Raw genomic sequence first — 25565 nt, 5'->3', positions numbered from 1 at the left:
GTACCCTGACGCGATGACCGCAGCCGCACTCCTGTCCGGAGCCCTGAACGGCAGCGCCGACCCCGCACTGCTCCCGCTGCCGGAAGACGTGGCAGAGCTCCTGTCGTCCCTGGGCGCACCGCCGCGGCTGGCGGCGCACCTGCGGGCCGTCCACGACGTGGCGCACCGGCTGGCCGACTGGGTCGGACAGCACTGTCCCGCCCTGCCCTTCGACCGCGAGGCGGTGCTCTTCGGCGCGGCGACGCACGACATCGGGAAGGTCCTCCACCCGGCCGAGCTGTCGGGGCCCGGGTCGGAGCACGAGCCGGCCGGGCAGGCCCTGCTGCTCGGCCGCGGCGTCAGCCCGGAACGGGCCCGGTTCGCCGCGAGCCACGCGTCATGGGCGGAACCCGGCGTCGGCCCGGAGGACTTGCTGGTGAGCCTGGCCGACAAGATCTGGAAGAACAAGCGGGTCCCCGAGCTGGAGGACCTCGTCGTGACCCGCCTGGCCGAGGCGAGCGGCCGGGCGGCCTGGGAGGTGTTCATCGCGCTCGACGAACTCCTCACCGCCATCGGTGACGACGCCGACCGGCGCCTCGCCTTCCAGGCGTCCTTCCCGGTCCACACCTGAAGGCCGGGGCCGGTGGCCGGGTGGCAGGGGCCCTGGAGGATCAAGGCGTGCGGGTGCCCTCCCTGCGTGGCGGAGCGACGAGGACCCGGCCGGGCGGGAGTCTGAACCGGTGCAGACCGGTGCAGACCGGTGCAGGCCGGTGCACGGCGACGAACGGGCAAGGAGCGCAGAGCCATGGGCAAGCTGACCCTCACCACCTTCCTGACCCTCGACGGGGTGATGCAGGCCCCCGGCGGGCCCGAGGAGGACCGCAGCGGCGGGTTCGAGTACGGCGGGTGGCTCGTGCCGTACGCCGACGAGGGCATGGGGGAGTTCATCACCGAGGTCTTCGGCCGGACCGGGGCGTTCCTGCTCGGGCGCCGGACGTACGAGATCTTCGCGGGCTACTGGCCGCAGCACGACGACCCGGCCGACCCCGTCGCGGGCAAGCTGAACCGGCTGCCCAAGTACGTGGCCTCGACCACGCTCGAGGAGCCGGAGTGGGGACCGGCCACCGTGCTCGACGGGGAGCAGCTGCAGAGCGAGATCGTCCGGGTCAAGGACGCGCTGGACGGCGAGCTGCAGGTGCACGGCAGCGGGCAGCTCGCGCAGTGGCTGCTGGCGCGGGACCTCGTCGACGAGCTGAACCTGCTGGTCTTCCCGGTGTTCCTGGGCGGCGGGCGGCGGCTGTTCCCGACCGGCGGGCTGCCGACCGCCTTCGAGCTGACCGGGTCCAGGACCACGTCGAGCGGGACCGCCATCCACACCTACCGGCCCATCGGGCGCGCCACGTTCGGGACGTTCGCCGACTGAAGCGGCGGGCTCGCCGGGCCCACCGGGCCCACCGGGCTCAGCGGGGGTCCAGGGCCACCTGGACGACGCGGCCCTCGCGCAGGACGAGGAGGTCCGGGGACTCGTGCTCGTAGTGCCGGATCCGCCCCACCGGGCCCGGCCGGCGGATGTGCGGGGCGAGGACCAGGAGGAGGTCCTCGAGGGCGGGGAGCTCCTCCTCGTGCACCTCCTGGCGGCTGGTCAGGGCCCAGCCGGGGTGGGACGCCGGGGCGAACTCGCCGACGAGCATGCCCCCGATCCGCGCGGCCGGGCCGCGGGAGGAGAGGATCCCGCCGGGCGCGAGCTGGCGGCGGAGCTCCGCGAGCACGGCGTCCGGGGTGGATTCGAGCAGGTCGAACGCCAGGTCCAGGGCGTAGAGGTCGGCCATACGGCGATGCTACGGGGCCGGTCTGACAGGTAGGGAAATCGTTAGACCGGCATGATCGCCTCCGGTACGGTGACCCCGCACCGTGCGAGCCGCCGAAGTCTCCACTTCGTCAGAGCCGTTGGAGAGCTTCGATGACCGTGATCTCGCCCGCCCTCGCCACCGCCCCCCGCCGGGCCTGGCTCGCCGACCTGCCCGTACTGGCCGTCGCCGTCGTGTGGGGAGGCAGCTACCTCGCCGCCAAGGGCATCACCACGGCCCACACCGTGATCGCCGTGCTCGTCCTCCGCTTCGCGCTCGTGCTGCCCGTGCTGGTCGTCGCGGGGTGGGCGCGGCTGCGGGAGCTGAGCGCCGCCCAGCTGCGCGGCGCCGGCGGACTGGGACTCGTACTCGGCGGGATCTTCCTGCTGGAGACCTACGGGGTCGTCCACACGTCCGCGACCAACGCCGGGCTGATCATCAGCCTGACCATGATCTTCACGCCGCTGGCCGAGGCCCTCGTCAAGCGGCAGAAGCCCTCCCCCGGTTTCCTCGGAGCCGCCGCGGTCTCCGTCACGGGGGTCCTGCTGCTGACGCAGGGCGCCGGGTTCACCGCGCCCAGCCCCGGTGACCTGCTCATCCTCGGCGCCGCCCTCGCCCGGACCCTGCACGTCCTGCTCATGGCCCGGGTCCGGGCGGTGCAGGACGCGGACTCGCTGTCCCTGACCACCGTGCAGCTCGGCGGAGCCGTCGTGGTGTTCGCGCTGCTGGCGGCCGTGCCGGGGACGGGGGAGAGCCCCTGGGCCACCGCCGCCGGCTTCGGGGCGGCCGAATGGGCCGGGCTGGCGTTCCTCTCCCTCTTCTGCACGCTCTTCGCCTTCTTCGTGCAGATGTGGGCCGTACGCCGCACCTCGCCCTCGCGCGTCAGCCTGCTGCTCGGCACCGAGCCCCTGTGGGCGGCCGCCGCCGGCATCGCCATCGGCGGCGAACACCTCGCCCCCCTCGGCTTCGCGGGCGCGGCCCTCGTGCTCGCCGGCACGGCCTGGGGACGGCGCGCCGCCTCCTGAGCGGGAGGAGTGGCCAAAAAACGCTGCATCCGGGGGCGAACCGCCACCGTACTGTGGGCCAATGCCAGTCGTGGACATCAGCGCGAACGCCGCGGACTTCACCGCCGACCCCCACTCGTTCTACGCACGATTACGCGAGACCGGACCGGTCCACCGGGTCACCGCCCAGGCCGGTGAGTACGACCCCACCTATCTCGTCGTCGGCCACGCCGAGGCCCGCCAGGCACTGAACCATCCCGGCCTGGCCAAGGACTGGCGCGATTCCGGCCACTTCCCGGACACCCTGGCCGCGGCCAGCAACGCGAACATGCTGGAATCCGACCCGCCCCGGCACACCCGGCTGCGCCGCCTGGTCGCGCGGGAGTTCACCACCCGCCGCGTCGAGGCCCTGCGCCCCCGGGTCCAGCAGATCACCGACGAACTCCTCGACGCGATGGCCGCCCGCCGCGAACGCACCGCCGACCTGGTGAAGGCCCTCGCCTTCCCGCTGCCGATGACCGTGATCTGCGAGCTGCTCGGCGTCCCCGGCCTGGACCGCTACCGCTTCAGCTCCTGGTCCCGCGAGATCGTGGCCCCGGGCGCCGGCAGCCCCGACGGCGCCGCGCACCGGCAGCTGAGCGGCTACCTCGCGGACCTCGTCGAGGCCAAGGCGAAGGATCCGGGCGAGGACCTGCTCAGCGCCCTGATCCGCACCCGGGGGGACGCCGATGACGCACTCTCCCCCGACGAGGTGATCGGGATGGCCTTCCTGCTGCTCGTCGCGGGCCACGAGACCACCGTGAACCTGATCGGCAACGGCGTACGCGCCCTGCTGGCCCACCCCGCCCAGCTCGCCGACCTGCGCGCCGACTACGACGGGCTCCTCGACGGCGCCGTCGAGGAGATGCTCCGCTACGAGGGCCCCGTCCAGAACGCCACCTACCGCTACGCCCGCGAGGACGTCGACCTCGGCTCCGCCGTCATCCCGGCCGGGGCCACCGTCCTCGTCTCGCTGGCCTCCGCGGACCGCGACCCGGGGAAGTACGAGGCCCCCGACACGTTCGACATCCGGCGCGCCCCGCAGGGCCACCTGGCCTTCGGGCACGGCCCGCACTTCTGCATCGGCGCCCCGCTGGCCCGGATGGAGGGCCGCATCGCGATCCGGGGGCTGCTGGAGCGCTTCCCGGAGCTGGCGCAGGATCCGGCCGGCGGACCGCCGGCGTGGCAGCGGGGCAGTCTGATGCGGGGCGTGACCAGGCTCCCCGTGCGCTGGTAGGCGCTCGGCATGGTCACACGTTCACAGATCCGGGAGCTCCTCCAGCCGCACCCGGCGCCGCTCCCGCCGCGAGAGCTCGCACGCCTCCGCGACCCGGAGCGCGGCGAGCGCCTCGCGGCCGTCGCACGGATTGGCGCCCTCGCCCCGCACCAGGTGCACGAAGGCCGCCAGCTCCGCCTCGTACGCGGGGGCGAACCGCTCCAGGAAGCCCGTCCACGGCTTGCTCGCCGGGGGCGGACCGTGCGGTTCCGTCGAGGCGATCGGCGTACGGTCGTCCAGCCCGGCGGAGACCTGGTCCAGCTCCCCGGCCAGCTCCATCCGGACGTCGTAGCCGGCGCCGTTGCACCGCGTACCGGTCGAGGTGACGAGTGCCCCGTCGTCCAGGGTGAGGACGGCCGCCGCGGTGTCGATGTCCCCGGTCTCCCGGAATCTGGGCGGCCCCGCGTCCGAGCCGGCCGCGTACACCTCGGCCACCTCGCGCCCGGTCACCCAGCGCACCATGTCGAAGTCGTGCACGAGGCAGTCCCGGTACAGCCCGCCGGAGGTCGCCAGGTACTCGGCCCCCGGCGGCGCGGGATCGGCCGTCATCGTCCGTACGGTGTGCAGCCGGCCCAGAGCACCCGAACGGACCAGCTCCCGCGCCGTGCGGTAGCCCGCGTCGAAGCGGCGCATGAACCCCACCTGGAGCACGCCGCCTGCGGCCGCCACCTCGCGCAGCGCCGCCAGGGTCCGGGCCAGGTCCGGGGCCAGCGGCTTCTCGCAGAACACCGGCAGCCCGCCGCGCACCGCCCGTACGACGAGCTCCGCGTGCGCGTCGGTCGACGAGGCCACCACCACCGCGTCCACGCCCCAGGTGAAGACCTGTTCCACGGAGGGCGCGGCGGTGGCCCCGAGCCGGTCGGCGAGGCGCGCCGCCCGCGCGGGATCGGCGTCCGCGAGCAGGAGCGAGCCCGCCTCCGGGTGGCGGGCCAGCGCCGCCGCGTGGAAGGAGCCGATCCGGCCCGTTCCGATGAGCCCGATGCGCATGAACTCAACGTGACCCCGTACGGGGGACCTGTCAATCTGCCCGGGCATGCCCCGATGGGCCCGCATGGTCCACTGTGGCGGATACTGAGCGGCTGGAACCGGAATGACCGAATGATGACGGACGAGACGGACGAGGGAAGGGCGCGGCGACGTGGCTAGGGTTGGGACAGGGGCGCGCGTCGTGGGCGCGGTGCTCGCGGCGGTACTGGGAGCCTCGCTCGCGGGCTGCAGCAGTACGGGCGGCAAGCGCGCCGAGGAGCGCGCGAAGGCCGCCGAGGCGGGCCGGCCCGCCGTGTCCACCCCGCGCTGGACCTTCGCGATGGTCACCCACGCGGGCGACGGGGACACCTTCTGGGACATCGTCCAGAAGGGCGCCAAGGAGGCGGCGGCGAAGGACAACATCAACTTCGTCTACGCCCACGACGACCAGGCCCAGCAGCAGGCGCAGTTCGTGCAGAACGCCATCGACCAGAAGGTCGACGGCATCGTTGTCAGCCTCGCCAAGCCCGAGGCGCTCAAGGACGTCGTCGCGAAGGCCGTCAAGGCCGGCATCCCGGTGATCACGGTCAACTCCGGATCCGCCCAGTCCGCCGAGTACGGCGCGCTGACCCACATCGGCCAGGACGAGACGATCGCGGGCGAGGCCGTCGGCACCGAGCTGGGCAAGCGCGGCCGCAAGAAGGCGGTCTGCGTCCTGCACGAGCAGGGCAACGTGGGCCACGAGCAGCGGTGCGCCGGGGTCAAGAAGACGTTCGAGGGAACGACGGAGAACCTCTACGTCGAGGGCACCAACATGCCCTCCGTGCAGTCGGCCATCCAGGCCAAGCTCCAGGCGGACCCGTCCGTCGACGCCGTGGTCACCCTCGGCGCGCCCTTCGCCGCCACCGCGATCAAGGCCAAGGAAGCGGCCGCGAGCAAGGCCGAGGTGGACACCTTCGACCTGAACATCGCCGTCGCCCGCGACCTGGAGTCCGGCGCCCTCGGCTTCGCCGTCGACCAGCAGCCCTACCTCCAGGGCTACGAGGCCATCGACCTGCTCTGGCTCTACCGCTACAACGCGAACGTGCTCGGCGGCGGCCGCCCCGTCCTCACCGGACCGCAGATCGTCACCGCAGCCGACGCCACCCGGCTGGACGACTACATCAAGCGGGGCAGGCGATGAGCGCCACCGCCACCGCGGACGAACGGCTCGCGCCGGCCTCCCTGATCCGCAAGCTGCTGGGGCGTCCCGAGTTCGGCGCGGTCGTCGGCGCCGCCGCCGTCTTCGTCTTCTTCTCCTTCGCGGCCCCCACGTTCCTGCAGGCCTCCAGCCTGAGCACGATCCTGTACTCGGCCTCCACCATCGGGATCATGGCCTGCCCCGTGGCCCTGCTGATGATCGGCGGCGAGTTCGACCTCTCCGCCGGTGTCATGGTCACGACCTCGGCCCTGGTCAGCTCGATGTTCAGCTACCAGATGACCGCCAACGTCTGGGTCGGCGTCCTGGTGTCCCTCGTCGTCACCCTGGCCATCGGGTTCTTCAACGGCTTCATGCTGACCCGCACCGAACTGCCCAGCTTCATCATCACGCTCGGCACCTTCCTGATGCTGACCGGCCTGAACCTCGGCTTCACCAAGCTGATCAGCGGCTCCGTCTCCACCAAGAGCATCGCCGACATGGAGGGCTTCTCCTCGGCCCGTGCACTCTTCGCCTCGCAGTGGACGATCGGCTCCGTCACCCTCAAGGTCACCATCCTGTGGTGGCTGGTCCTGGTCGCCGTGGCCACCTGGATCCTGCTGCGCGCCCGAGCCGGGAACTGGATCTTCGCGGTGGGCGGCGGGGCGGACGCGGCCCGCGCCACCGGCGTCCCGGTGGTGAAGACCCGTATCGGGCTCTACATGGGCGTGGCCCTGTGCGCCTGGATCTCCGGCCAGCACATCCTCTTCTCGTACGACGTGGTCCAGTCGGGCGAGGGCGTCGGCAACGAGTTCCTCTACATCATCGCGGCGGTCATCGGCGGCTGTCTGATGACCGGCGGATACGGCTCCGCCATCGGCTCGGCGGTCGGCGCGTTCATCTTCGGCATGACCAGCAACGGCATCGTCTACGCCCAGTGGAACCCGGACTGGTTCAAATTCTTCCTCGGCGCGATGCTCCTGCTCGCGACGCTGCTCAACGCATGGGTCCGCAAGCGGGCGGAGGCAAAGTGAGCACCGCACTGGTGAAGCTGACCGACGTCAGCAAGTACTACGGCAACATCCGCGCACTCCAGGGGGTCTCCCTGGAGGTCTCGGCGGGCGAGATCACCTGCGTGCTGGGTGACAACGGCGCCGGCAAGTCCACCCTCATCAAGATCATCGCGGGGCTGCACCAGCACGACGCCGGCACCTTCGAGATCGAGGGCGAGGAGACCGTGCTCGCCAACCCGCGCGCCGCCCTCGACCGCGGCATCGCCACCGTCTACCAGGACCTCGCCGTGGTCCCGCTCATGCCGGTCTGGCGCAACTTCTTCCTCGGCTCCGAGCCCACCACGGGCCGCGGGCTGCTCCGCCGCCTCGACGTGCGGCACATGCGGGAGACCACCCGGGCCGAGCTGCTGCGCATGGGCATCGACCTGCGCGACGTCGACCAGCCCATCGGGACCCTGTCCGGCGGCGAGCGGCAGTGCGTGGCCATCGCCCGCGCCGTCCACTTCGGCGCGAAGGTCCTCGTACTCGACGAGCCCACCGCCGCCCTCGGCGTCAAGCAGTCCGGAGTGGTCCTCAAGTACGTCGCCGCCGCGCGTGACGCGGGTCTCGGCGTGGTCCTGATCACCCACAACCCGCACCACGCGCACCTGGTCGGAGACCGCTTCGTCCTGCTCAAACGCGGCACCATGGCGGGCAGCCACACCCGCGACTCGATCACCCTCGACGAGCTCACCCGGCAGATGGCGGGCGGCTCCGAGCTCGACGAACTGAGCCACGAACTGGAGCGAGTGGCAGAATCGGGCCAGGGCCCCGATGCAGGCGGGCGCGCGCCCCGCGGCGACGACGCCGGGCGGGGCACGGCATGAGCAGCAGGGCCCGGCGGGGCACGGCACGAGCACAAGGGACGACGGCACACCGATGAGCAGCACCTACCGGGGGTTCACGCCGCCGCGCCGCGGTTCGGCGCGGGGCGCTGTGCTGCGCACGGTCGGCACGCGCGAGCGCCGGTCGCACCTGACCGCCCCGCGCGTCCCGACCGTCGGCATCGACATCGGCGGCACCAAGGTGATGGCCGGCGTCGTCGACGCCGACGGGGTCATCCTGGAGAAGATCCGCACCGAGACCCCCGACAAGTCCAAGAGCCCCAAGGTCGTCGAGGACACCATCGTCGAACTGGTCCTGGACCTCTCCGACCGGCACGACGTGCACGCGGTGGGCATCGGCGCGGCCGGCTGGGTCGACGCCGACCGCTCCCGGGTGCTGTTCGCCCCCCACCTGGCCTGGCGCGACGAGCCGCTGCGCGACGCGCTCCAGTCCCGGCTCGCGGTCCCCGTCATGGTCGACAACGACGCCAACACCGCCGCCTGGGCGGAATGGCGCTTCGGCGCCGGCCGCGGCGAGGACCACCTCGTCATGATCACGCTCGGCACCGGCATCGGCGGGGCCATCCTCGAAGGCGGCCAGGTCAAGCGCGGCCGCTACGGGGTCGCCGGCGAATTCGGCCACATGCAGGTCGTCCCCGGCGGGCACCGCTGCCCCTGCGGCAACCGCGGCTGCTGGGAGCAGTACAGCTCGGGCAACGCCCTGGTCCGCGAGGCCCGTGAGCTGGCCGCCGCCGACTCCCCGGTCGCGTACAACATCATCGCCAGGGTCGGCGGGAACGTTTCGGAGATCACCGGGCCGCTCATCACCGAGCTGGCCCGCGAGGGCGACGCCATGTGCGTCGAGCTGCTCCAGGACATCGGCCAGTGGCTCGGCGTCGGCATCGCCAACCTCGCCGCCGCCCTCGACCCCTCCTGCTTCGTCATCGGCGGCGGCGTCAGCGCCGCCGACGACCTGCTCATCGGACCCGCCCGGGACGCCTTCCGCCGCCACCTCACCGGCCGCGGCTACCGCCCCGAGGCCCGCATCGCCAAGGCCCAGCTCGGCCCCGAGGCCGGCATGGTCGGCGCGGCCGACCTGGCCCGGCTCGTCGCACGCCGCTTCCGCCGCGCCACCCGCCGCAGGGTCGAGCGCTACGAACGGTACGAGCGCTACGCGCAGCAGCTCGGCCGCCGCGACACCCGGGCGCCCGACACCGCGGAGCCCGAGACCCGGGCCCCCGAGACCCCCGGCCCTGTGACCCCCGGCCCCGTGACGCCCGGCCCCGAGATCCCCGGCCCCAAGAACCTGGACGACCAGCAGTGAACCCGCCCACCCTGCCCCGCCAGGCCCCGCCCCCCGACGGCGACGCCACCCCGCTCCCGGCCGAGGACCGCAAGCACGTGGTCAAGCGCCGCTGGATCACCGCGGTCATCATCCTGCTGCTGATCGGCGTCCCCGCCGGCTACCTGGCGATCTCCACCCAGCAGAGCCGCGAGAGCGGCCGCGACAAGGCCGCCAGGATCGGCGCCTCCAAGGTCCGGCCGGGCTGGCCTTCCAAGGTGCAGCGCAGCATCTACGAGGTCCCCATCCCCCCGAAGGCCTGGCGGGTCGGCTTCCTCGAGACCAACAACTGGCACACCAGCCGGCTGTTCACGGCCTTCTCGGTGACCCCCGCGGACCTGGACGCCTTCCTCGCCTCCGTCGGCACCAGCCGCGACGCCCTGGCCCAGGGGGAGATCGCGATCTCCCCGCACGACTCCGAGGTCGCGGGCTGGAGCTGGAGCCCGAAGTCGAGCTGGTACGGCATCACCCTGGAACAGCCGGAGCCGCGCCCCACCCGGGACATCACGGTCGACCTGACCAACCCGGAGATCCCCAAGGTCTACGTCGTCTCCACTGCGGTTCCGTAGCCTGGGATCATGAAGCTCACCAAGCGGCTGCATTCCTGCGTCCAGCTCGAGAAGGACGGGCGCGTGCTCGTCATCGACCCGGGCGTCTTCAGCGAATCCGATGCCGGTCTCGGGGCGGACGCCCTGCTGGTCACGCACGAACACCCCGACCACTTCGACGAGGGCCGGCTGCGGGCCGCGCTCGACGCCAATCCGGCGGCCGAGCTGTGGACCCTGCGCAGCGTCGCCGACAGGATCGCCCCCGCCTACCCGGGCCGGGTGCACACCGTGGGACACGGGGACGCCTTCACCGCCGCCGGGTTCGACGTGCAGGTGCACGGCGAGCTGCACGCCGTGATCCACCCCGACATGCCCCGGGTCACCAATGTCGGGTACCTCGTGGAGGGTTCCCTCTTCCACCCCGGGGACGCGCTGACGGTGCCCGACGCCCCCGTCGACACCCTGATGCTCCCGGTGCACGCCCCCTGGAACAAGGTCGGCGAGGTGATCGACTACCTCCGCGAGGTCAAGCCGCGCCGGGCCATCGACATCCACGACGCCTACCTCGCCGACATCGCCCGGCCGATCTACGACTACGCCCTGGACACCCTGGGCGGCACGGACCACGGCCGACTCACCGCCGGGGACACCGCCGACCTGTGATGTCGGTGCCGGGCGGTAGGTTGAACGCATGCGTATCGCCACGTTCAACGTCAACTCCATCACCGCCCGGCTGCCGCGCCTGCTGGCCTGGCTGGAGAGCTCCGGCACGGATGTCCTGTGCATCCAGGAGACCAAGTGCTCCGCGGAGCAGTTCCCGTACGACGCGCTGCGCGAGCTGGGCTACGAGGCAGCCGTCAACGCCACCGGCCGGTGGAACGGCGTGGCCCTGCTCTCCAAGGTCGGCCTGGAGGACGTGGTCACCGGCCTGCCCGGCGGCCCCCTCTACGAGGAGGTCGACGAGCCCCGCGCCATCTCCGCCACCTGCGGCGGAGTCCGCGTCTGGTCGGTCTACGTGCCCAACGGCCGCGAGGTCGAGCACGACCACTACGGCTACAAGCTGGACTGGTTCCGCGCCCTGACCACGGCCGTCGCCGAAGACGCGGCCGGGTCCCGCCCCTTCGCGGTGCTCGGCGACTTCAACGTGGCCCCGACCGACGAGGACGTCTACGACCCGGCCGTCTTCGAGGGCCTCACGCACGTGACCCCCGCCGAGCGGGCCGCCCTGGAGGCGCTGCGCGCGGCCGGGCTCTCCGACGTCTTCCCGCGCGCGCTCAAGTACGACCGCCCGTACACCTTCTGGGACTACCGGATGCTGGCCTTCCCCAAGAACAAGGGCATGCGCATCGACCTGGTGTACGGCAACGAGGCCTTCACCAAGGCCGTCAAGGACGCCTACGTGGACCGCGAGGAACGCAAGGGCAAGGGCGCCTCCGACCACGCCCCGGTCGTCGTCGACCTGGACGTCTAGGCCGTCTCGGGCCCGGCCTCCAGAACCGCACCGTCCGATCCAGGCGCGCCCTGTGGCCAGCGGCGGATCCTGGTGCCACGCTGGGCGGTATGAACATCCCTTTCCTGGGCAACTGGCTGAACCGACACGAAACGGAACAGGGCGCGGGACTTGCCGCCGCCTTCGCGGACGACCCCGAGGGCGTGGCCGAGTTGTTCTCGGAGTGCGAGATGCTGCGCGTCCAGGCGAGGGCTGCCGGGCTCGAACTCGACGAGAGCGTGGCCTCGTTGGAAGCCCTCGACCAGCTGATGCCCCGCTGGCGGCGCGATCCCGAGATCGTGCCGTGGCTCGGCAACGACGCCGGCTTCTACCTCGGCACCGTGATCATCCGCACCATTCCCGGGGCGGGCTGGGAGGTCTGGCCGAGCGGCCAGCCGGTGATCCGGCTGGCCTCGGGCCGGGAGCTGAACGTGATCGAGTCGGGGGTCGCCTGGGCGATGACCGGTTCCCCCGAGCTCAGCCAGGCCTACGCCGAGGCTTCGGAGGGGTGACCGGCATGGCCGTCGATCCGCTGATCGAGCTGCGGGGAGTCAACAAGCACTTCGGGGACCTGCACGTGCTCCGGGACATCGACCTCGCCGTCGGCCGCGGCGAGGTGGTGGTGGTCATCGGCCCCTCCGGTTCCGGGAAGTCGACCCTGTGCCGGGTGATCAACCGGCTGGAGAGCATCGAATCGGGCACGATCACGCTCGACGGGGAGCCGCTGCCCGAGGAGGGCAAGGAGCTGGCCCGGCTGCGCGCCGAGGTGGGGATGGTCTTCCAGTCCTTCAACCTCTTCGCGCACAAGACCGTCCTGGCCAACGTCTCGCTCGCGCAGGTCAAGGTCCGGGGGCGCAAACGGGCGGAGGCCGACAAGCGGTCCATGGAGCTCCTGGACCGGGTCGGCCTGGCCGACCAGGCCCCGAAGTTCCCGGCCCAGCTCTCCGGCGGCCAGCAGCAGCGCGTGGCCATCGCCCGGGCCCTCGCGATGAACCCCAAGGCCCTGCTCTTCGACGAGCCCACCTCCGCCCTGGACCCGGAGATGATCAACGAGGTGCTGGAGGTCATGCGGCAGCTCGCCCAGGAGGGCATGACCATGGTCGTGGTCACCCACGAGATGGGCTTCGCCCGGTCCGCCGCCAACCGCGTCGTCTTCATGGCCGACGGGCAGATCGTCGAGGACCGCACCCCGGAGCAGTTCTTCACCGCCCCCGAGAGCGACCGGGCCAAGGACTTCCTCTCGAAGATCCTCAAGCACTGAGGAGCCCCGGGGACGGGCCAGTACGGCTGCCACGGCTGCCACGCAGCCGAGGCGGTTCCCGGGGTCCGGCGTCAGCCGTTCTGCGGCGCTCCCGACAGGGCGCTCTTCGCCTTCCACTGGTCCCAGGACAGGTTCCACTCGCCGTAGCCGTTGCCGAGGTCGGCATTGCCCTTGGAGCCGTCGCCGACGACCTCGAAGGGGTCGCCGGCCTGGGTCTCGGCGTAGAAGGACGCGGCGTTGGCGTCGCTCATGCCCACGCATCCGGAACTGGCGTTGGCGCGGCCGAAGTTCCCCGAGTTCCAGGGGGCGGCGTGTGCGTACATGCCCGACCAGGTGAGCCGCATCGAGTAGTCGACCATCTTGTCGTAGGCGTTGCCCAGGCCCACCGTCTCGGAGTTCATCCGGATGGTGCCCTCCTTCGCCATCACCACCATCTTCCCGGACCAGGAGGCCTTCTGGCCGCCCGGCGTACCGGCCGAGATCGGGATCGTCCTCGCCGTCTGGCCGTCCTCGGTCACCGTCAGCTTCTTGGTGTCGAGGCTGACCTCGATCCGGCGGTCCTTGCCTATCTTGAACTCGGTGTTGTAGTCCCGGGCGAACAAGCCGCCGCCCTTGCCGGAGTCGACGCCGTTCAGGTTCATGTCGACCTTCACGTCGGTGCCGGACTTCCAGTAGTCCTTCGGCCGCCAGTCGACGCGGTCCTTGCCGGAGTAGTCCTTGATCCAGCCCCACGACCCCTCGGTGCTGTTCGAGGTGGTGACCTTCAGCTGCTTCTCCACCTCGGCCTTGTTGGCGACCGGGTTGTCGAAGACGAGCGAGACGGGCATGGCCACGCCGACCGTGCTGCCCTTCGATATGTTGATCGAGACCTTGTTGACCTTGTCGGCCGCACCGGTCTTGAACTGGGCCGTGGCGTTCTGGCTGTCGCTGTTCGTCGCCTCGACCTTGTAGTCGGTGCCCGGCGAGGCGTTGCGCTCGGAGGTCCACGTCTTGCCGTCGGCGGCTATCTGGCCCGCCAGCTCGCCGCCCTTGGCGTCGGTCACCTTCACCTGCGCGAGCTTGCCGTCGGCGATGGTCACCTTCACCGGCTCACCCGCCTTGACCTGATCGCCCGTGAGGTTCACCCATATCGCCATCGGCGCCTTCTGCTTGACCTCGGCATTGGCTTTCGCCGTACCCCCGCCCCCGTTTCCGCTCCCGCCCGAACAGGCGGTCAGTGCGGCGGCCAGGACTGCGGTGCCCGTCATTACGGCGTGACGAGTGCGTATACGGATCAACGAAAACCCCTCCGAAGTGTGAACGTCCGCAAAGTAAGAGCGCACGAAGCGACTTTAGGTTGCCGAACTCCGGGAAAAGTTCGGTACCGCCGCTGTGACATCGACCGCAGCAGAACGGTCATCGTCCGGTCACAATCGCCGCGCACTTCGGTCATGCGCGCCTGTGAGAGTCCTGTGAGTCATCGAACCCGGCGAACAGGAAGGCCGTCAGCCGTGTGTGCACTGCTCGTGACCCCCACTCAGCACGACGAGGACCAGGAGCTCCGGGTGCGCGCCCTGTCCGTCGCCGAGTACCAGGACTTCCTTGCGCAGCATGGGCGGGCCAGCTTCCTCCAGTACCCGTCATGGGCGGAAGTGAAGGACCTCTGGCGCTCGGAAAGGGTCGGATGGCACGACCCGGACGGCCGGATCCAAGGTGCCGGACTCGTTCTCTACCGCCAATTTCCCGGCACTCGCAAATACTTCGCCTACCTCCCCGAAGGCCCCGTCGCCGACTGGTCCGACCCCCACATCGACCGCTGGCTGACCCCGCTCATGCGCCACCTGAAGGCCGCCGGGGCCTTTGCCGTCCGTATCGGCCCCACCCCCGCCTACCGCCGCTGGGACGCCGCCACCGTCAAGTCCGCCACCGGACCGGGCCGGCAGCTGTCCGACGTCCTCGCCACCGAGGTGGACCCGGTCGGCGCCGCCCTCGCCGACCGGCTGCGCACCCGGGGCTGGAAGCGGTGCGGCGGCGAGGACGACGGCGACGCCCAGCCCCGCCACGTCTTCCGCGTGCCGCTCGCGGGCCGCTCCCTCGACGAGCTGTGGTCGGGCCTGAACCAGGAATGGCGGCGCAACGTGCGCAAGGCCGGCAAGGCGGGCGTGGAGACGGTCGTCGGCACCGCGGAGGACCTGCCCGAGTTCTACCGGCTGCTGCGGATAACCGAGGAGCGCGACGGGTTCCGCCTCGGCCGCTCCCTCGAGTACTACCAGCGCCAGTACGAGGCCCTCAACGCCGAGGAGCCCGGCCGCATGCGCCTCTACCTCGGCGTGTACCAGGGCGAGATCCTCGCCGCCCACACGATGATCGTGGCCGGGCGCCGGGTCTGGTACCAGACCGGGGCCTCCGCCGACCACCGCCGCGAGGTGCGGCCCAGCAACGCCCTGCAGTGGCGCATGATGTGCGACGCCCATGCACTCGGGGCGGAGGAGTACGACATGCGCGGGGTACCCTCCACCCTTGACCCCGACGAACGTGCTTTCGGGCTGCTGCGCTGGAAGCTCGGCACCGGCGGGCAGGTCGTCGAGACGCTCGGCGAGTGGGAGACCCCGATGGACGGATACGCCAACACGGCGCTCTACAAGGCCTTCCAGGCCTACCTGGCCCGCCGGTGAACCAGGGCACGACGGCAGCGGCGGCGACCACGGCCGCCGGGGACACGGGCACGGCGCCGGCGACGGGTCACCCGCCGGCCGCGGCCGGCGCGGACGCCCCGCCCCCCGCGGCCGGCGCGGACGCGGCCGGGCACGTGAGCGGGTCCGGTTCCGGCGGAGCCGCCCCCGCGCCGCAGAAGAGCTCGGTGCTGCGCAGCGGCGCCGTCATGGCCGCCGGTTCGATCGTCTCCCGCGCCACCGGGTTCGTCCGCTCCGCCGTCGTCGTCGCCGCACTCGGCACCGGACTGCTCGGAGACGGCTACGCGGTCGCCAACACGGTCCCCAACATCCTCTACATCCTGCTCATCGGCGGCGCCCTCAACGCGGTGTTCGTCCCCGAGCTGGTCCGCGCCGCCAAGGAGCACGCGGACGGCGGCGCCGCCTACACCGACCGGCTGCTCACGGCGTGCACGGCCGCGCTGCTCGTCCTCACCGCCGCCGCCGTGCTCGCCGCACCGCTGATCGTCTCCGCGTACACCGGCTACAGCGGCGGCCAGGAGTCCACCACCGTCGCCCTGGCCCGCTACTGCCTCCCGCAGATCCTCTTCTACGGGCTGTTCACCCTGCTCGGGCAGGTGCTGAACGCACGCGGCCGCTTCGGCGCGATGATGTGGACCCCGGTCCTCAACAACCTCGTCGTCATCGGCGTCTTCGGGCTCTTCCTGTACCTCGCCCACGACGCGGCGGACGGCCTGACGGCCTCGGAGACCCGCCTGCTGGGCCTCGGCACCACCGCCGGGATCGTCGTCCAGGCCCTCGCCCTCGTCCCCTCGCTGCGCGCCGCCCGCTTCCGCTGGCGCCCGCGCTTCGACTGGCGCGGCAGCGGCCTCACGCGCCCCCTGCGCAACGCGGGCTGGCTCGTCCTGCTCGTCCTGACCAACCAGCTCGCCTACTGGGTGGTGACCCGGCTGTCCACCGCCACCGGACAGCAGGCCGCCGACGCGGGCCTCGCCGCAGGCGCCGGCTACACCGCCTACAGCAACGCCTACCTGCTGTGGATGGTCCCGCAGGGCATCGTCACCGTCTCCCTGGTCACCGCCCTCATGCCCCGCATGAGCGCCGCCGCCACCGACGGAGACCTCGCCCGCGTCCGCGCGGACGTCTCCTACGCGCTGCGCTCCAGCGCGGCCCTCGTCGTCCCGGCCGCCGCGCTCTTCACGGCCCTCGCGCCCTGGGTGATCGGCAGCGTCTTCGAGTACGGGCGCACCGGCGCGGCCGACGTCGCCGTCATGGCGGGCATGCTGGCGGCCTTCGCGCCGGGCCTCGTCGCCTACTCCGCGCAGTACGTGCTCTCCCGCGGCTTCTACGCCCTGTCCGACACCCGGACGCCCTTCTTCCTCAACCTGGTCATCGCCGCCCTGAACGCCGGACTCTCGGCGGCCGCCTACCTGCTGCTGCCGCCGCGCTGGGCGGTCACCGGCATGGCCGCGGCCTGCTCGGTCGCCTTCACCGCGGGTGCGGCCGTCACCGCGTACGTCCTCGCCCGACGGCTCGGCCCGCGAGGGGGCACGCGTACGGCCCGGCGCGCGAGCGCCGTACGCACCCACCTGCGGCTGCTGGCCGCCTGCGTGCCCGCGGGCGCCGCCGGGTACGCCGTCGCCCGCGCCGCCGACCCCCTCGGGAACTTCGCCGCCGCCCTGGCGGGAACCGCGGCCCTCGCGCTCGTCGTCGTCCTCCTTGCCGGGCCGCTGCGCCTGACGGAGATCACCGACCTGCTCGGCTCCCTGCGGCGCAAGACCGGTCGTTAGCGGGAGGCGGAGCCAAGAAAGATCTTGGATACTGACCGGATGCCACGCGTACTGCTGATCGAGGACGACCCTTCCATCCGGGAGGGCGTCGGCCTCGGCCTGCGCCGCCGCGGCCACGAGGTGAGCGCCGCCGAGACCGGCGAGGACGGGCTCGCGCTGCTCGCGAGCTTCCGTCCCGAGCTCGTCCTGCTCGACCTGATGCTGCCGGGGATCAACGGCGTGCAGGTCTGCCGCCGGATCCGCGACACCAGCGAGGTGCCGATCATCATGCTCACCGCCCGGGGCGACGACTTCGACGTGGTCGTCGGCCTGGAGGCCGGAGCCGACGACTACATCGTCAAGCCCGCCCGCACCGAGGTCATCGAGGCCCGCATCAAGGCCGTCCTGCGCCGTCTGAACGACCCGGTGGGCAGCCGCCCCGGGATCGAGTTCCACGCCGAGCTGGCCGTCGACCGCAGCGGCCTGACCGTCGCCAAGAACGGCGAGCGCGTCCCCCTCGCCCCCAGCGAACTCAAGCTCCTGCTGCACCTGTCGGCCTCGCCCGAGCAGGTCTTCTCCCGCCAGCAGCTCCTGGAGTACGTGTGGGAGCACAGCTACCACGCCGACGCCCGGCTCGTGGACGCCTGCGTCCGCCGCCTGCGCCACAAGATCGAGAACCCGGATGCCGCCCCCCGCTACATACAGACCGTGCGCGGTTTCGGCTACCGCTTCGGCCCCCTGTAGGAGAAGGTGTTGAGACGGATCGCGCCGCTGGGCCTGCGCACCCGGCTGATCGCGGCCTTCCTGCTGGTCGCGACGATCACCGCGGTGACCACGGCAGCCCTGACCTACCAGAAGGCGCGCAACGCGATCCTCACCCAGACCCAGGACACCGCCGTCTCCACCCTGCGCGACCAGATCGAGCAGGAGGGCATGCAGCTGCCCGTGGACCAGAAGGAACTCCAGAGCCGGGTCAGCGACATCGCCAAACGCGGCAAACCGCACCCCTGGACGGTCTTCGGCGAGTACGGCACCCTGCGCGCCTCCTCCAACATCAGCCCGGCCACCTCCACCGTGGTCACCGAGGCGCTCCGCCGGAAGGTGACGGCCAACCCGCACGGCGCGTTCCAGCGCGTCGAGGACCGCACCGGAAAGCCCTACCTCGTCGTCGCCATGCCGGCCGTCTTCGCCCGCGACGGCGTCCGCCAGCCCACGGGCGTCGTCTTCTACGCCACCATGCCGCTCGACGCCGAACAGGCCACCGTCAAGGCCATGGTCGGCGCCGCCCAGCAGGGAGCCGTCCCCGGCCTCGCCATCGCCCTGATCCCCGCCCTGCTCGCCGCGCGCAGCGTGCTCCGCCCGGTACGGGACATGCGCAGCGCCGCCCAGCAGCTGGGCCAGGGCCGGCTGGAGACCCGTATCGAGGTCAGCGGCGCCGACGAACTCGCCGGGCTCGCCCGCACCTTCAACGAGACGGCCCGCGCCCTCGAACACTCCGTGGCCGAACTCCGGGAGGCGGAGGTCAGGGCCCGCCGCTTCGCCGCCGACGTCTCGCACGAACTGCGCACGCCCCTGGCCGGGATGCTCGCCGTCACCGAGGTCCTCGACGAGGACGCCGAGCGCCTCGACCCGGACACCGCGAAGGCCCTGCGGCTGATCAGCGCCGAGACCGGGAAGCTCGCCGTCCTCGTCGAGGACCTCATGGAGATCTCCCGCTTCGACGCCCGCGCCGCGGAGCTCAACCTCGACGACGTGGACCTGGCCGAAGCCGTCGGCAAGACCCTGGAGCGCCGCCACTGGGACGACGGCCGGGTGCTCGTCGTCACCGGCCCGGCCGCCGAGCTCCGCGCCCGCCTCGACCCGCGCCGCTTCGACGTGGTCCTCGCCAACCTCGTCGGCAACGCCCTCCGGCACGGCAGCGCGCCCGTGCGGATCACCGTACGGACCGGCCCCGGACCCGACGGCGACGGCGAGCGGCTGCTCATCGAGGTCGCCGACAGCGGACCGGGCATCGCCCCCGACGTGCTCCCGCACATCTTCGACCGCTTCTTCAAGGCCGACGCGGCCCGCACCCGGTCGGCGGGCAGCGGCCTCGGCCTCGCGATATCCCTGGAGAACGCCCGCCTGCACGGCGGCACCCTCCGCGCGGCCAACGGGCCCGACGGGGGAGCGGTCCTCACCCTCGACATACCCCTGGAGGCCCGCGCATGACCCGGGTACGGGCGATGGCCGCCGCGACGGCGCTGCTGGGCCCGCTGCTGCTCGCCGGGCTGGCCGGATGCGGGATCAAGCCCACCGGTCCGGTCGACAGCGGCTCCGCCGCCACCGTGCTGGTGGCCGGCCCGGAGGGCTTCTCCATGCTCTACTTCCTCGCCCCCGACGGCCGTCTCGTACCGTCCCCGCAGCGGGACATGCTCAAGGTGTCGCCGGTCGAGCTGCTCAACCGGCTGCTGGAGGGCCCCGGCCAGCGGGAGAAGGAGGCCGGCCTCACCACCGAGGTCCCCTCCGTGCACGGCAGACGCGTGGACGCCCCGGCGATCTCGACCACGGCGCAGGACGTGATGACCGTCCACCTGCCCTTCGACGTCGAGGACCTGACGCCGAACGCCCGCCGCCAACTGGTGTGCACCCTCGGCTCCGCCGCATCCAAGGGGGGCCGCCTCACGATCGCCCTCAGGGGTACCTCCGGCACCCTCGACGCGGTCGGCTGCGACGGCCGGCCGTAGGCCGTCTCCCCGCGGGCTTGCGCGAACGGCCCGGCGGCCGCCACCGTGGCCCCATGGACCACGCCGGTGACGTCCCCGACGTCTTCGACCCCCGCGTCTACGCCGAGGGCGTCCCCCACGAGCGCTACCGGCTGCTGCGCGAACGGCACCCGGTGGCCTGGCAGGCGGAGCCCGAGATCCAGGGCTGGCCCGCCGGACCCGGCTTCTGGGCCGTCACCCGGCACGCCGACGTCGTACGGGTCCTGCGCGACCACCGGACGTACTCCTCCTGGCTGGGCGCCACCCAGATCCGCGACCCCGACCCGGCCGACCTGCCGTTCCTGCGCCGCACCATGCTCAACCAGGACCCGCCCGACCACGCCCGGCTGCGCCGGCTCGTCGCCCGCGCCTTCACCCCCGCCCGCGTCGACGCCTTCGCCGGCCGGGTACGGGACCGCGCCCGCTCCCTGCTCGCCGCAGCCCGGGACGGCGCCGAGGACGGCGCCGCCGACCTGGTGCGCACGGTCACCGACGAGTACGCCCTGCTGAACCTCACCGACCTGCTGGGCGTCCCGGCCTCCGACCGCGCCCTGCTGCTGGAGTGGACCGTACGGGTCATCGGCTACCAGGACCCCGAGGACGCCCCGGCCCCGCTGCTCGGCCCCGACGGGAAACCCCTCAACCCGCGCTCCCCGGCGCTGCTCGGCGAGATGTTCGCGTACGCCCGGGAACTCGCCGCCCACAAGCGCGAGCACCCCGGCGACGACGTGATGACCGCCCTGGCGCTGGCCGGACTCGACCCGGCCGAACTGGAGATGTTCTTCTTCCTGCTGACCGTCGCGGGCAACGACACCGTGCGCAGCGCCGCCCCCGGAGGCCTGCTGGCGCTCGCCGGGGACCCGGACGCCCACCGGACGCTCGCCGACGGGCGCGTCCCCGTGGACCGGGCCGTCGAGGAACTGCTCCGCGTCCATCCGCCGGTGCTCAGCTTCCGCCGCACGGCCGCCGTGGACACCGTGCTCGCCGGTCAGCCGGTCCGGGCCGGGGACAAGGTCGTCGTCTTCCACGCCTCCGCCAACCACGACGAACGCGTCTTCACCGACCCCGGCCGCCTCGACCTGGCCCGCACGCCCAACCCGCACGTCTCCTTCGGCGACGGCCCGCACGTCTGCCTCGGCGCCCACTTCGCCCGGCTCCAGCTGCGCACCCTCTACGAGGAGTGGTGTGCCGCGATGCCCCCGCCCGAACTGGCCGGACCCCCGCGCCGACTGGTCTCCAACTTCATCAACGGGATCACACGGCTGCCGCTACGGGTGTCCGGGCCGCCGAAGTGACGTCCGCGACCAGCTCCGACACGTCGGGGCCGTAGGCGTCCGAGTTGACGACCTTCAGCACGAGGCAGAAGGAGTTCCCGTCGTACTTGCGGGCGAGCTTGCGGTGGTGCCGGGCCAGGTAACGGGCCGCGGCCTGGTTGCTGTTGGCGGTCTGGCCCGACAGCAGGAACACCGGCCGCGAGCCCCGGTCCGTCGTGAGCCGGGCCAGCAGCACGTACTCGACCAGGCCCTTCTCCCACCGGTACGTCTCCCCGCCGACGCTGATGGACCCCCGGTCCGGGCCGGGCTCGGTGGACACGTCGACGTGCACTCCGGGGAGCATGGAGCTCAGGTGCGCCGTCGTCCGGGCGTTGGACGCCGGCCCGCCGACGCAGAACTCGGCCCGCTCGCCGAACCCCTGGCGGGCCGTGTCGTGGGTGACGATCTGGAGGTTCGCCCCGCAGTCCTTGATCAGGGCGGATATCTCCAGCAGTGCGAAGGCGTCGTTGCGGTGCAGCGACGCCTCGGTGCCGCCCATCTGCCGGTTGACCACGAACAGGCAGTCGGACCCGGTGGGCAGGCCGAAGAAGGACTGCTTGCGCCGCAGCGCCCGCCGCCACTGGTAGGTCCGGGTGAACCAGCCGAAACCGGCGCTGACGGCGGTGGCTATCACCCCGAGCACGATGTTGCGCAGATCGTCGTTCATGCGCGGGATGCTAGGGCATCCGGTCGGCGGGTTCACGGGGCCGGTACCGCTGCGGCGGGACCGGCCGCGCCCGGATCCGCCGGACCGCCTCCGCACCGGACGCCGCGCCGTGCCGCCCGTACGGCCGCGCCGTCGCGGTGACCGGTGAACCGGGCCGCAGGCCGGATGTCCTGACGGGGTGACAGTGAGGCCGCTACGCTCGGCCGCACGCTGCCACTGGAGGTCCGGATGCGCCGTCGCGCCGCACATCAGTTAGCACTCGTCGCCCTCGCCGGGGCGCTCGTCTCCACCGGGGCGGCGGCCCCGCCCGGCGCGGGCACCCCGGCCAAGGTGCCCGTCGCGGCCGGCTACGGCGGGGCCGTGGCCAGCGTCGACGCCGACGCCTCCGCCGCGGGCATCGCGGTCCTGCGCTCCGGCGGCAACGCCGTGGACGCGGCCGTCGCCACCGCCGCCGCGCTCGGGGTCACCGAGCCCTACTCGGCGGGCATCGGCGGAGGCGGCTACTTCGTCTACTACGACGCGAAGTCCCGGCGCGTGCAGACCATCGACGGCCGTGAGACCGCCCCGGCCACCGCCACCGCCACCCTCTTCCAGGAGAACGGCGTCCCGATCCCCTTCGCCGAGGGCCAGACCAGCGGGCTCGGCGTCGGCGTACCCGGCACCCCCGCCACCTGGACGAGCGCCCTCGACGCCTGGGGCACCCGCCCGCTCGGCCAACTGCTGAAGCCCGCCGAGAAGCTGGCCCGCGACGGCTTCACCGTGGACGCCACCTTCCGCTCCCAGACCGCCGCCAACGAGGCCCGGTTCAGGGACTTCCCGGACACCGCGAAGCTCTTCCTGCCGGGCGGGGCCCTGCCGGTGGTCGGTTCCACCTTCAAGAACCCCGACCTGGCCGCCACGTACGCGGAACTCGGCCGCAAGGGCACCGGCGCGCTCTACCGGGGCCCGCTCGCCGAGGACATCGTCCGGGCCGTCCGCACGCCCCCGGTCGACCCGGCCGCCACCCGCAAGGTCCGCGCCGGCGACCTGACCACCGGGGACCTGCGTGCGTACGGGACCAAGCGCCAGGCCCCGACCCGGATCGGCTACCGAGGCCTCGACGTCTACAGCATGGCGCCCTCCTCCTCCGGCGGCACCACCGTCGGCGAGGCGCTGAACATCCTCGAGGGCAGCGACCTCTCGAAGCTCTCCGAGGCCCAGTACCTGCACCGCTTCATCGAGGCCTCCAGGATCTCCTTCGCCGACCGGGGCCGCTGGGTCGGCGACCCGGCCGCCCAGGACGTCCCGACGAAGGAGCTGCTCTCCCAGGCGTACGCCGACTCGCGGGCCTGCCTGATCAAGCCCGGCTCCACCCTGACCAGCCCGCTGGCCCCCGGAGATCCGCACAGCCCCGCACCCTGCGCGACCACCGGGCAGGCGGCCCCGACCACGTACGAGGGGGAGAACACCACCCACCTGACGGTCGCCGACCGCTGGGGCAACGTGGTCTCCTACACCCTGACCATCGAGTCCACCGGCGGCAGCGCGATCACCGTGCCGGGCCGCGGCTTCCTGCTCAACAACGAGCTGACGGACTTCTCCTTCGCCCCGGCCGCCCCCGGCGTCCCGGACCCGAACCTGCCCGGCCCCGGCAAGCGGCCGCGCTCCTCCATGTCCCCGACCATCGTGCTCCAGGACGGCCGGCCGGTCCTGGCCGTCGGCTCCCCGGGCGGAGCCACCATCATCACCACCGTCCTGCAGACCCTGACCGGCCATCTGGACCGGGGCCTGCCGCTCGTCGACGCGATCGCCGCGCCCCGGGCCAGCCAGCGCAACCAGACCACCACCGAGCTGGAGCCGGGCCTGTGGGACAGCCCGCTGCGCGCGGAGCTGGAGGCCCTCGGCCAGGGCTTCCGGCAGAACCCGGAGATCGGCGCCGCCACGGGCGTCCAGCGGCTGCCGGACGGACGCTGGCTGGCGGCCGCCGAGACCACCCGCCGGGGCGGCGGCTCTGCGATGGTCGTCCACCCGCACGGCAAGCCGTAGGGGCTACAGGGCGGTCAGGATCCTCGGGCCGTCGGCGGTGATCGCGACCGTGTGCTCCGCGTGCGCGGCGCGGCTGCCGTCGGCGGTGCGCAGGGTCCAGCCGTCCCCGTCGCAGGTGTAGTCGTCCGTGCCGCCCGCGATCAGCATCGGCTCGATCGCCAGGACCATGCCCGGGCGCAGCCGCATGCCGCGCCCCGGCGGGCCCTCGTTGGGCACGCCCGGGTCCTCGTGCATGGACCGGCCCACGCCGTGGCCGCCGAAGCCGTCCGGGATCCCGTATCCGGCGCGGCGGCACACCGTGCCGATCGCGTGGGCGATGTCGCCGATCCGGTTGCCCGGCACGGCGGCGGAGATGCCGGCTGCGAGGGCCGCCTCCGCGGTCGCGATGAGCCGCAGGTCGGCGGCGCGGGCCCGGCCGACCGTGAAGCTGACGGCTGCGTCCCCGACCCAGCCGCCCAGCTCCGCGCCGCAGTCGATGCTGACCAGGTCGCCGTCGCGCAGCCGGTACCCGTCCGGAACGCCGTGCACGATCGCGTCGTTGACCGAGGCGCAGACCACCGCGGGGAAGGGCACCGGCGCGAACCGCGGCCGGTAGCCGAGGAAAGGCGAGGAGGCGCCGGCCTCGCGCAGCACGGCCCGCGCCACCCGGTCCAGTTCCAGCAGGGACACCCCGACCCGCGCGCTCCCGCGCACGGCTGCCAGGGCGTGCGCGACCACCCGGCCCGCGGCGCGCATTTCGTCGATCGACCGGTCCGTCTTCAGTTCCACCATGCCAATAACTATACCGGTATAACTTTACCGGGATACTTATTGGAGTGACGGGGTAGGCTGACGGCATGGTCCGTAACCCCCTGACCCCGGAAGAGCGCGAGCGCGGCGAGCGGCTCGGCGCCCTGCTGCGGGAGGCCCGCGCCGGGCGCAGCATGGTCGAGGTCGCGGCCAGCGCCGGGCTGTCCGCCGAGACCCTCCGCAAGATCGAGACCGGCCGGGCGCCCACCCCCGCCTTCTTCACCGTCGCCGCCCTCGCCGAGGCCCTGGGCCTCTCCCTGGACGACGTGATGCGCCGCTGCGCCCTCGTCCCCGTCTGACGGCAGGGGGCATGGGCCGCGGGGCACGGGCCGGGCCCGTGCCGTTCCGCCGCGCGCCGCGGTTACGGAGGGCTAGGCTCCCGCCATGACTGCGACTCCGTCTCTCGACGAGCTGAACCGGGCCAGGTACGTCAGCCTCACCACCTTCCGCAAGGACGGCACGCCCGTCGCCACGCCGGTGTGGGCGGTGGCCGACGCCGGTGAGCTGTACGTGTGGACGCGCACGGAGACCTGGAAGGTGAAGCGCATCCGCAACAACGGGCGGGTCACCGTCGCCCCGTGCGACGTGAAGGGGCGGGTGGCGGAGGGCGCACCGGTGCTCGAGGGCGAGGCGCGGCTGCTGGACGAGGCGGGCCTGAAGCGGGTCCGCAAGCTGATGTCCCGGAAGTACACCTGGCAGTTCTGGGCGCTGGATCTGCCCGGCGCGGCGATCCGGCTGGGAAAGCGGCCGCACACCGCGATCGCCGTCGCGCTGTCGGCTGCCCGGCCCTGAAGGGCCGGGCG

The 25565-nt window shown here is 72.6% G+C and carries 27 protein-coding genes; 22 read left to right on the top strand and 5 right to left on the bottom strand.

Translation table 11 applies throughout. The annotated features are described in order from the left end of the window. Positions 1-13 precede the first annotated feature (13 nt). Entirely contained in the window at positions 14-610 is a 597-nt protein-coding gene (locus ACIGFK_RS23770) for an HD domain-containing protein (RefSeq protein WP_376659354.1), read from the top strand. A 174-nt stretch (positions 611-784) separates the two neighbouring features. After that, positions 785-1402, top strand: coding sequence for a dihydrofolate reductase family protein (locus tag ACIGFK_RS23765; protein WP_376659355.1), 618 nt, complete (start codon positions 785-787; stop codon positions 1400-1402). A gap of 37 nt (positions 1403-1439) precedes the next feature. Here ACIGFK_RS23765 and ACIGFK_RS23760 read toward each other — a convergent pair whose 3' ends face one another. Continuing rightward, entirely contained in the window at positions 1440-1808 is a 369-nt protein-coding gene (locus tag ACIGFK_RS23760) for a hypothetical protein (RefSeq protein ID WP_386464096.1), read from the bottom strand. A 131-nt stretch (positions 1809-1939) separates the two neighbouring features. On the opposite strand from ACIGFK_RS23760, the gene ACIGFK_RS23755 reads away from it, so the two are divergent. Together ACIGFK_RS23755 and ACIGFK_RS23750 are read left to right on the top strand one after the other, a co-directional pair. Next, positions 1940-2851: a DMT family transporter gene (locus ACIGFK_RS23755; protein ID WP_376659357.1), complete on the top strand. Its 912-nt coding sequence runs from the start codon at positions 1940-1942 to the stop codon at positions 2849-2851. Between the two features lie 61 nt (positions 2852-2912). Further along, a complete protein-coding gene (locus ACIGFK_RS23750) occupies positions 2913-4106 on the top strand; it encodes a cytochrome P450 (protein ID WP_386464100.1) in 1194 nt (397 codons plus the stop codon). A gap of 21 nt (positions 4107-4127) precedes the next feature. Here the strand turns inward: ACIGFK_RS23750 and ACIGFK_RS23745 are convergent, their stop codons facing one another. Next, positions 4128-5132: a Gfo/Idh/MocA family oxidoreductase gene (locus ACIGFK_RS23745; RefSeq protein WP_376659359.1), complete on the bottom strand. Its 1005-nt coding sequence runs from the start codon at positions 5130-5132 to the stop codon at positions 4128-4130. A 181-nt stretch (positions 5133-5313) separates the two neighbouring features. Between ACIGFK_RS23745 and ACIGFK_RS23740 the strand changes: the two genes are divergently transcribed. The 9 genes from ACIGFK_RS23740 to ACIGFK_RS23700 all read left to right on the top strand — a co-directional run bounded on the left by ACIGFK_RS23740 (position 5314) and on the right by ACIGFK_RS23700 (position 12804). Next, entirely contained in the window at positions 5314-6294 is a 981-nt protein-coding gene (locus tag ACIGFK_RS23740) for a substrate-binding domain-containing protein (RefSeq protein ID WP_376659360.1), read from the top strand. Beyond that, positions 6291-7322 (top strand): ABC transporter permease, encoded by a 1032-nt coding sequence (locus ACIGFK_RS23735; RefSeq protein WP_376659361.1) that lies wholly within the window; start codon positions 6291-6293, stop codon positions 7320-7322. Before ACIGFK_RS23740 ends, ACIGFK_RS23735 begins: the two co-directional genes overlap by 4 nt. Further along, entirely contained in the window at positions 7292-8167 is an 876-nt protein-coding gene (locus tag ACIGFK_RS23730) for an ATP-binding cassette domain-containing protein (RefSeq protein ID WP_376659362.1), read from the top strand. Before ACIGFK_RS23735 ends, ACIGFK_RS23730 begins: the two co-directional genes overlap by 31 nt. Positions 8168-8219: 52 nt before the next feature. Then, on the top strand, positions 8220-9488 hold the full coding sequence (locus tag ACIGFK_RS23725; RefSeq protein WP_400053464.1) for an ROK family glucokinase: 1269 nt from the start codon (positions 8220-8222) through the stop codon (positions 9486-9488). Next, entirely contained in the window at positions 9485-10075 is a 591-nt protein-coding gene (locus ACIGFK_RS23720) for a hypothetical protein (RefSeq protein WP_376662087.1), read from the top strand. The genes ACIGFK_RS23725 and ACIGFK_RS23720 overlap by 4 nt, the downstream gene beginning before the upstream one ends. Before the next feature lie 9 nt (positions 10076-10084). Further along, entirely contained in the window at positions 10085-10717 is a 633-nt protein-coding gene (locus tag ACIGFK_RS23715; RefSeq protein WP_376662086.1) for an MBL fold metallo-hydrolase, read from the top strand. A gap of 28 nt (positions 10718-10745) precedes the next feature. Next, positions 10746-11525: an exodeoxyribonuclease III gene (locus ACIGFK_RS23710; protein ID WP_376662085.1), complete on the top strand. Its 780-nt coding sequence runs from the start codon at positions 10746-10748 to the stop codon at positions 11523-11525. 89 nt (positions 11526-11614) lie between these two features. Further along, entirely contained in the window at positions 11615-12055 is a 441-nt protein-coding gene (locus tag ACIGFK_RS23705) for a DUF6278 family protein (RefSeq protein ID WP_376662084.1), read from the top strand. A gap of 5 nt (positions 12056-12060) precedes the next feature. Then, complete coding sequence (locus tag ACIGFK_RS23700; protein WP_386464113.1) at positions 12061-12804, top strand: amino acid ABC transporter ATP-binding protein; 744 nt, start codon at positions 12061-12063, stop codon at positions 12802-12804. Positions 12805-12875: 71 nt separating this feature from the next. On the opposite strand, the gene ACIGFK_RS23695 is transcribed toward ACIGFK_RS23700, so the two are convergent. Next, a complete protein-coding gene (locus ACIGFK_RS23695) occupies positions 12876-14051 on the bottom strand; it encodes an Ig-like domain-containing protein (protein WP_400053462.1) in 1176 nt (391 codons plus the stop codon). A gap of 243 nt (positions 14052-14294) precedes the next feature. Here ACIGFK_RS23695 and ACIGFK_RS23690 point away from each other — a divergent pair, with 243 nt between their 5' ends. The 6 genes from ACIGFK_RS23690 (at position 14295) to ACIGFK_RS23665 (ending at position 21263) form a co-directional block, all read left to right on the top strand. Beyond that, a complete protein-coding gene (locus ACIGFK_RS23690) occupies positions 14295-15458 on the top strand; it encodes a lipid II:glycine glycyltransferase FemX (protein WP_400053460.1) in 1164 nt (387 codons plus the stop codon). Positions 15459-15592: 134 nt separating this feature from the next. Beyond that, positions 15593-17245 (top strand): murein biosynthesis integral membrane protein MurJ, encoded by a 1653-nt coding sequence (gene murJ, locus ACIGFK_RS23685; protein WP_400053510.1) that lies wholly within the window; start codon positions 15593-15595, stop codon positions 17243-17245. 39 nt (positions 17246-17284) lie between these two features. Then, positions 17285-17968, top strand: coding sequence for a response regulator (locus tag ACIGFK_RS23680; protein WP_376661692.1), 684 nt, complete (start codon positions 17285-17287; stop codon positions 17966-17968). Between the two features lie 6 nt (positions 17969-17974). After that, complete coding sequence (locus tag ACIGFK_RS23675; protein WP_376661693.1) at positions 17975-19435, top strand: ATP-binding protein; 1461 nt, start codon at positions 17975-17977, stop codon at positions 19433-19435. Then, positions 19432-19950, top strand: coding sequence for a hypothetical protein (locus ACIGFK_RS23670; protein WP_376661694.1), 519 nt, complete (start codon positions 19432-19434; stop codon positions 19948-19950). The genes ACIGFK_RS23675 and ACIGFK_RS23670 overlap by 4 nt, the downstream gene beginning before the upstream one ends. A gap of 53 nt (positions 19951-20003) precedes the next feature. After that, on the top strand, positions 20004-21263 hold the full coding sequence (locus ACIGFK_RS23665) for a cytochrome P450 (RefSeq protein WP_400053457.1): 1260 nt from the start codon (positions 20004-20006) through the stop codon (positions 21261-21263). On the opposite strand, the gene ACIGFK_RS23660 is transcribed toward ACIGFK_RS23665, so the two are convergent. Further along, positions 21223-21948, bottom strand: a complete 726-nt coding sequence (locus ACIGFK_RS23660) for a hypothetical protein (protein ID WP_376661696.1) — start codon at positions 21946-21948, stop codon at positions 21223-21225. The two genes, ACIGFK_RS23665 and ACIGFK_RS23660, sit on opposite strands and share 41 nt — an antisense overlap. Before the next feature lie 228 nt (positions 21949-22176). Between ACIGFK_RS23660 and ggt the strand changes: the two genes are divergently transcribed. Next, positions 22177-23973 carry a gamma-glutamyltransferase gene (gene ggt, locus ACIGFK_RS23655; RefSeq protein ID WP_400053456.1) on the top strand — a complete coding sequence of 599 codons (1797 nt, stop codon included), beginning with the start codon at positions 22177-22179 and terminating at the stop codon, positions 23971-23973. A 3-nt stretch (positions 23974-23976) separates the two neighbouring features. On the opposite strand, the gene map is transcribed toward ggt, so the two are convergent. Continuing rightward, positions 23977-24744 carry a type I methionyl aminopeptidase gene (gene map, locus ACIGFK_RS23650; protein WP_400053454.1) on the bottom strand — a complete coding sequence of 256 codons (768 nt, stop codon included), beginning with the start codon at positions 24742-24744 and terminating at the stop codon, positions 23977-23979. A gap of 65 nt (positions 24745-24809) precedes the next feature. On the opposite strand from map, the gene ACIGFK_RS23645 reads away from it, so the two are divergent. Together ACIGFK_RS23645 and ACIGFK_RS23640 are read left to right on the top strand one after the other, a co-directional pair. Continuing rightward, positions 24810-25061 (top strand): helix-turn-helix domain-containing protein, encoded by a 252-nt coding sequence (locus ACIGFK_RS23645; RefSeq protein WP_386464133.1) that lies wholly within the window; start codon positions 24810-24812, stop codon positions 25059-25061. 85 nt (positions 25062-25146) lie between these two features. Then, entirely contained in the window at positions 25147-25554 is a 408-nt protein-coding gene (locus tag ACIGFK_RS23640) for a PPOX class F420-dependent oxidoreductase (protein ID WP_376656795.1), read from the top strand. The last annotated feature ends 11 nt before the right edge of the window (positions 25555-25565 follow it).

This window comes from Streptomyces sp. NPDC085524 (assembly GCF_044541755.1).
In the GTDB taxonomy this organism is placed as follows: domain Bacteria; phylum Actinomycetota; class Actinomycetes; order Streptomycetales; family Streptomycetaceae; genus Streptomyces.
Note: the sequence above shows the minus strand (reverse complement) of the source record. Positions and strands in the feature narration are given on the sequence as shown.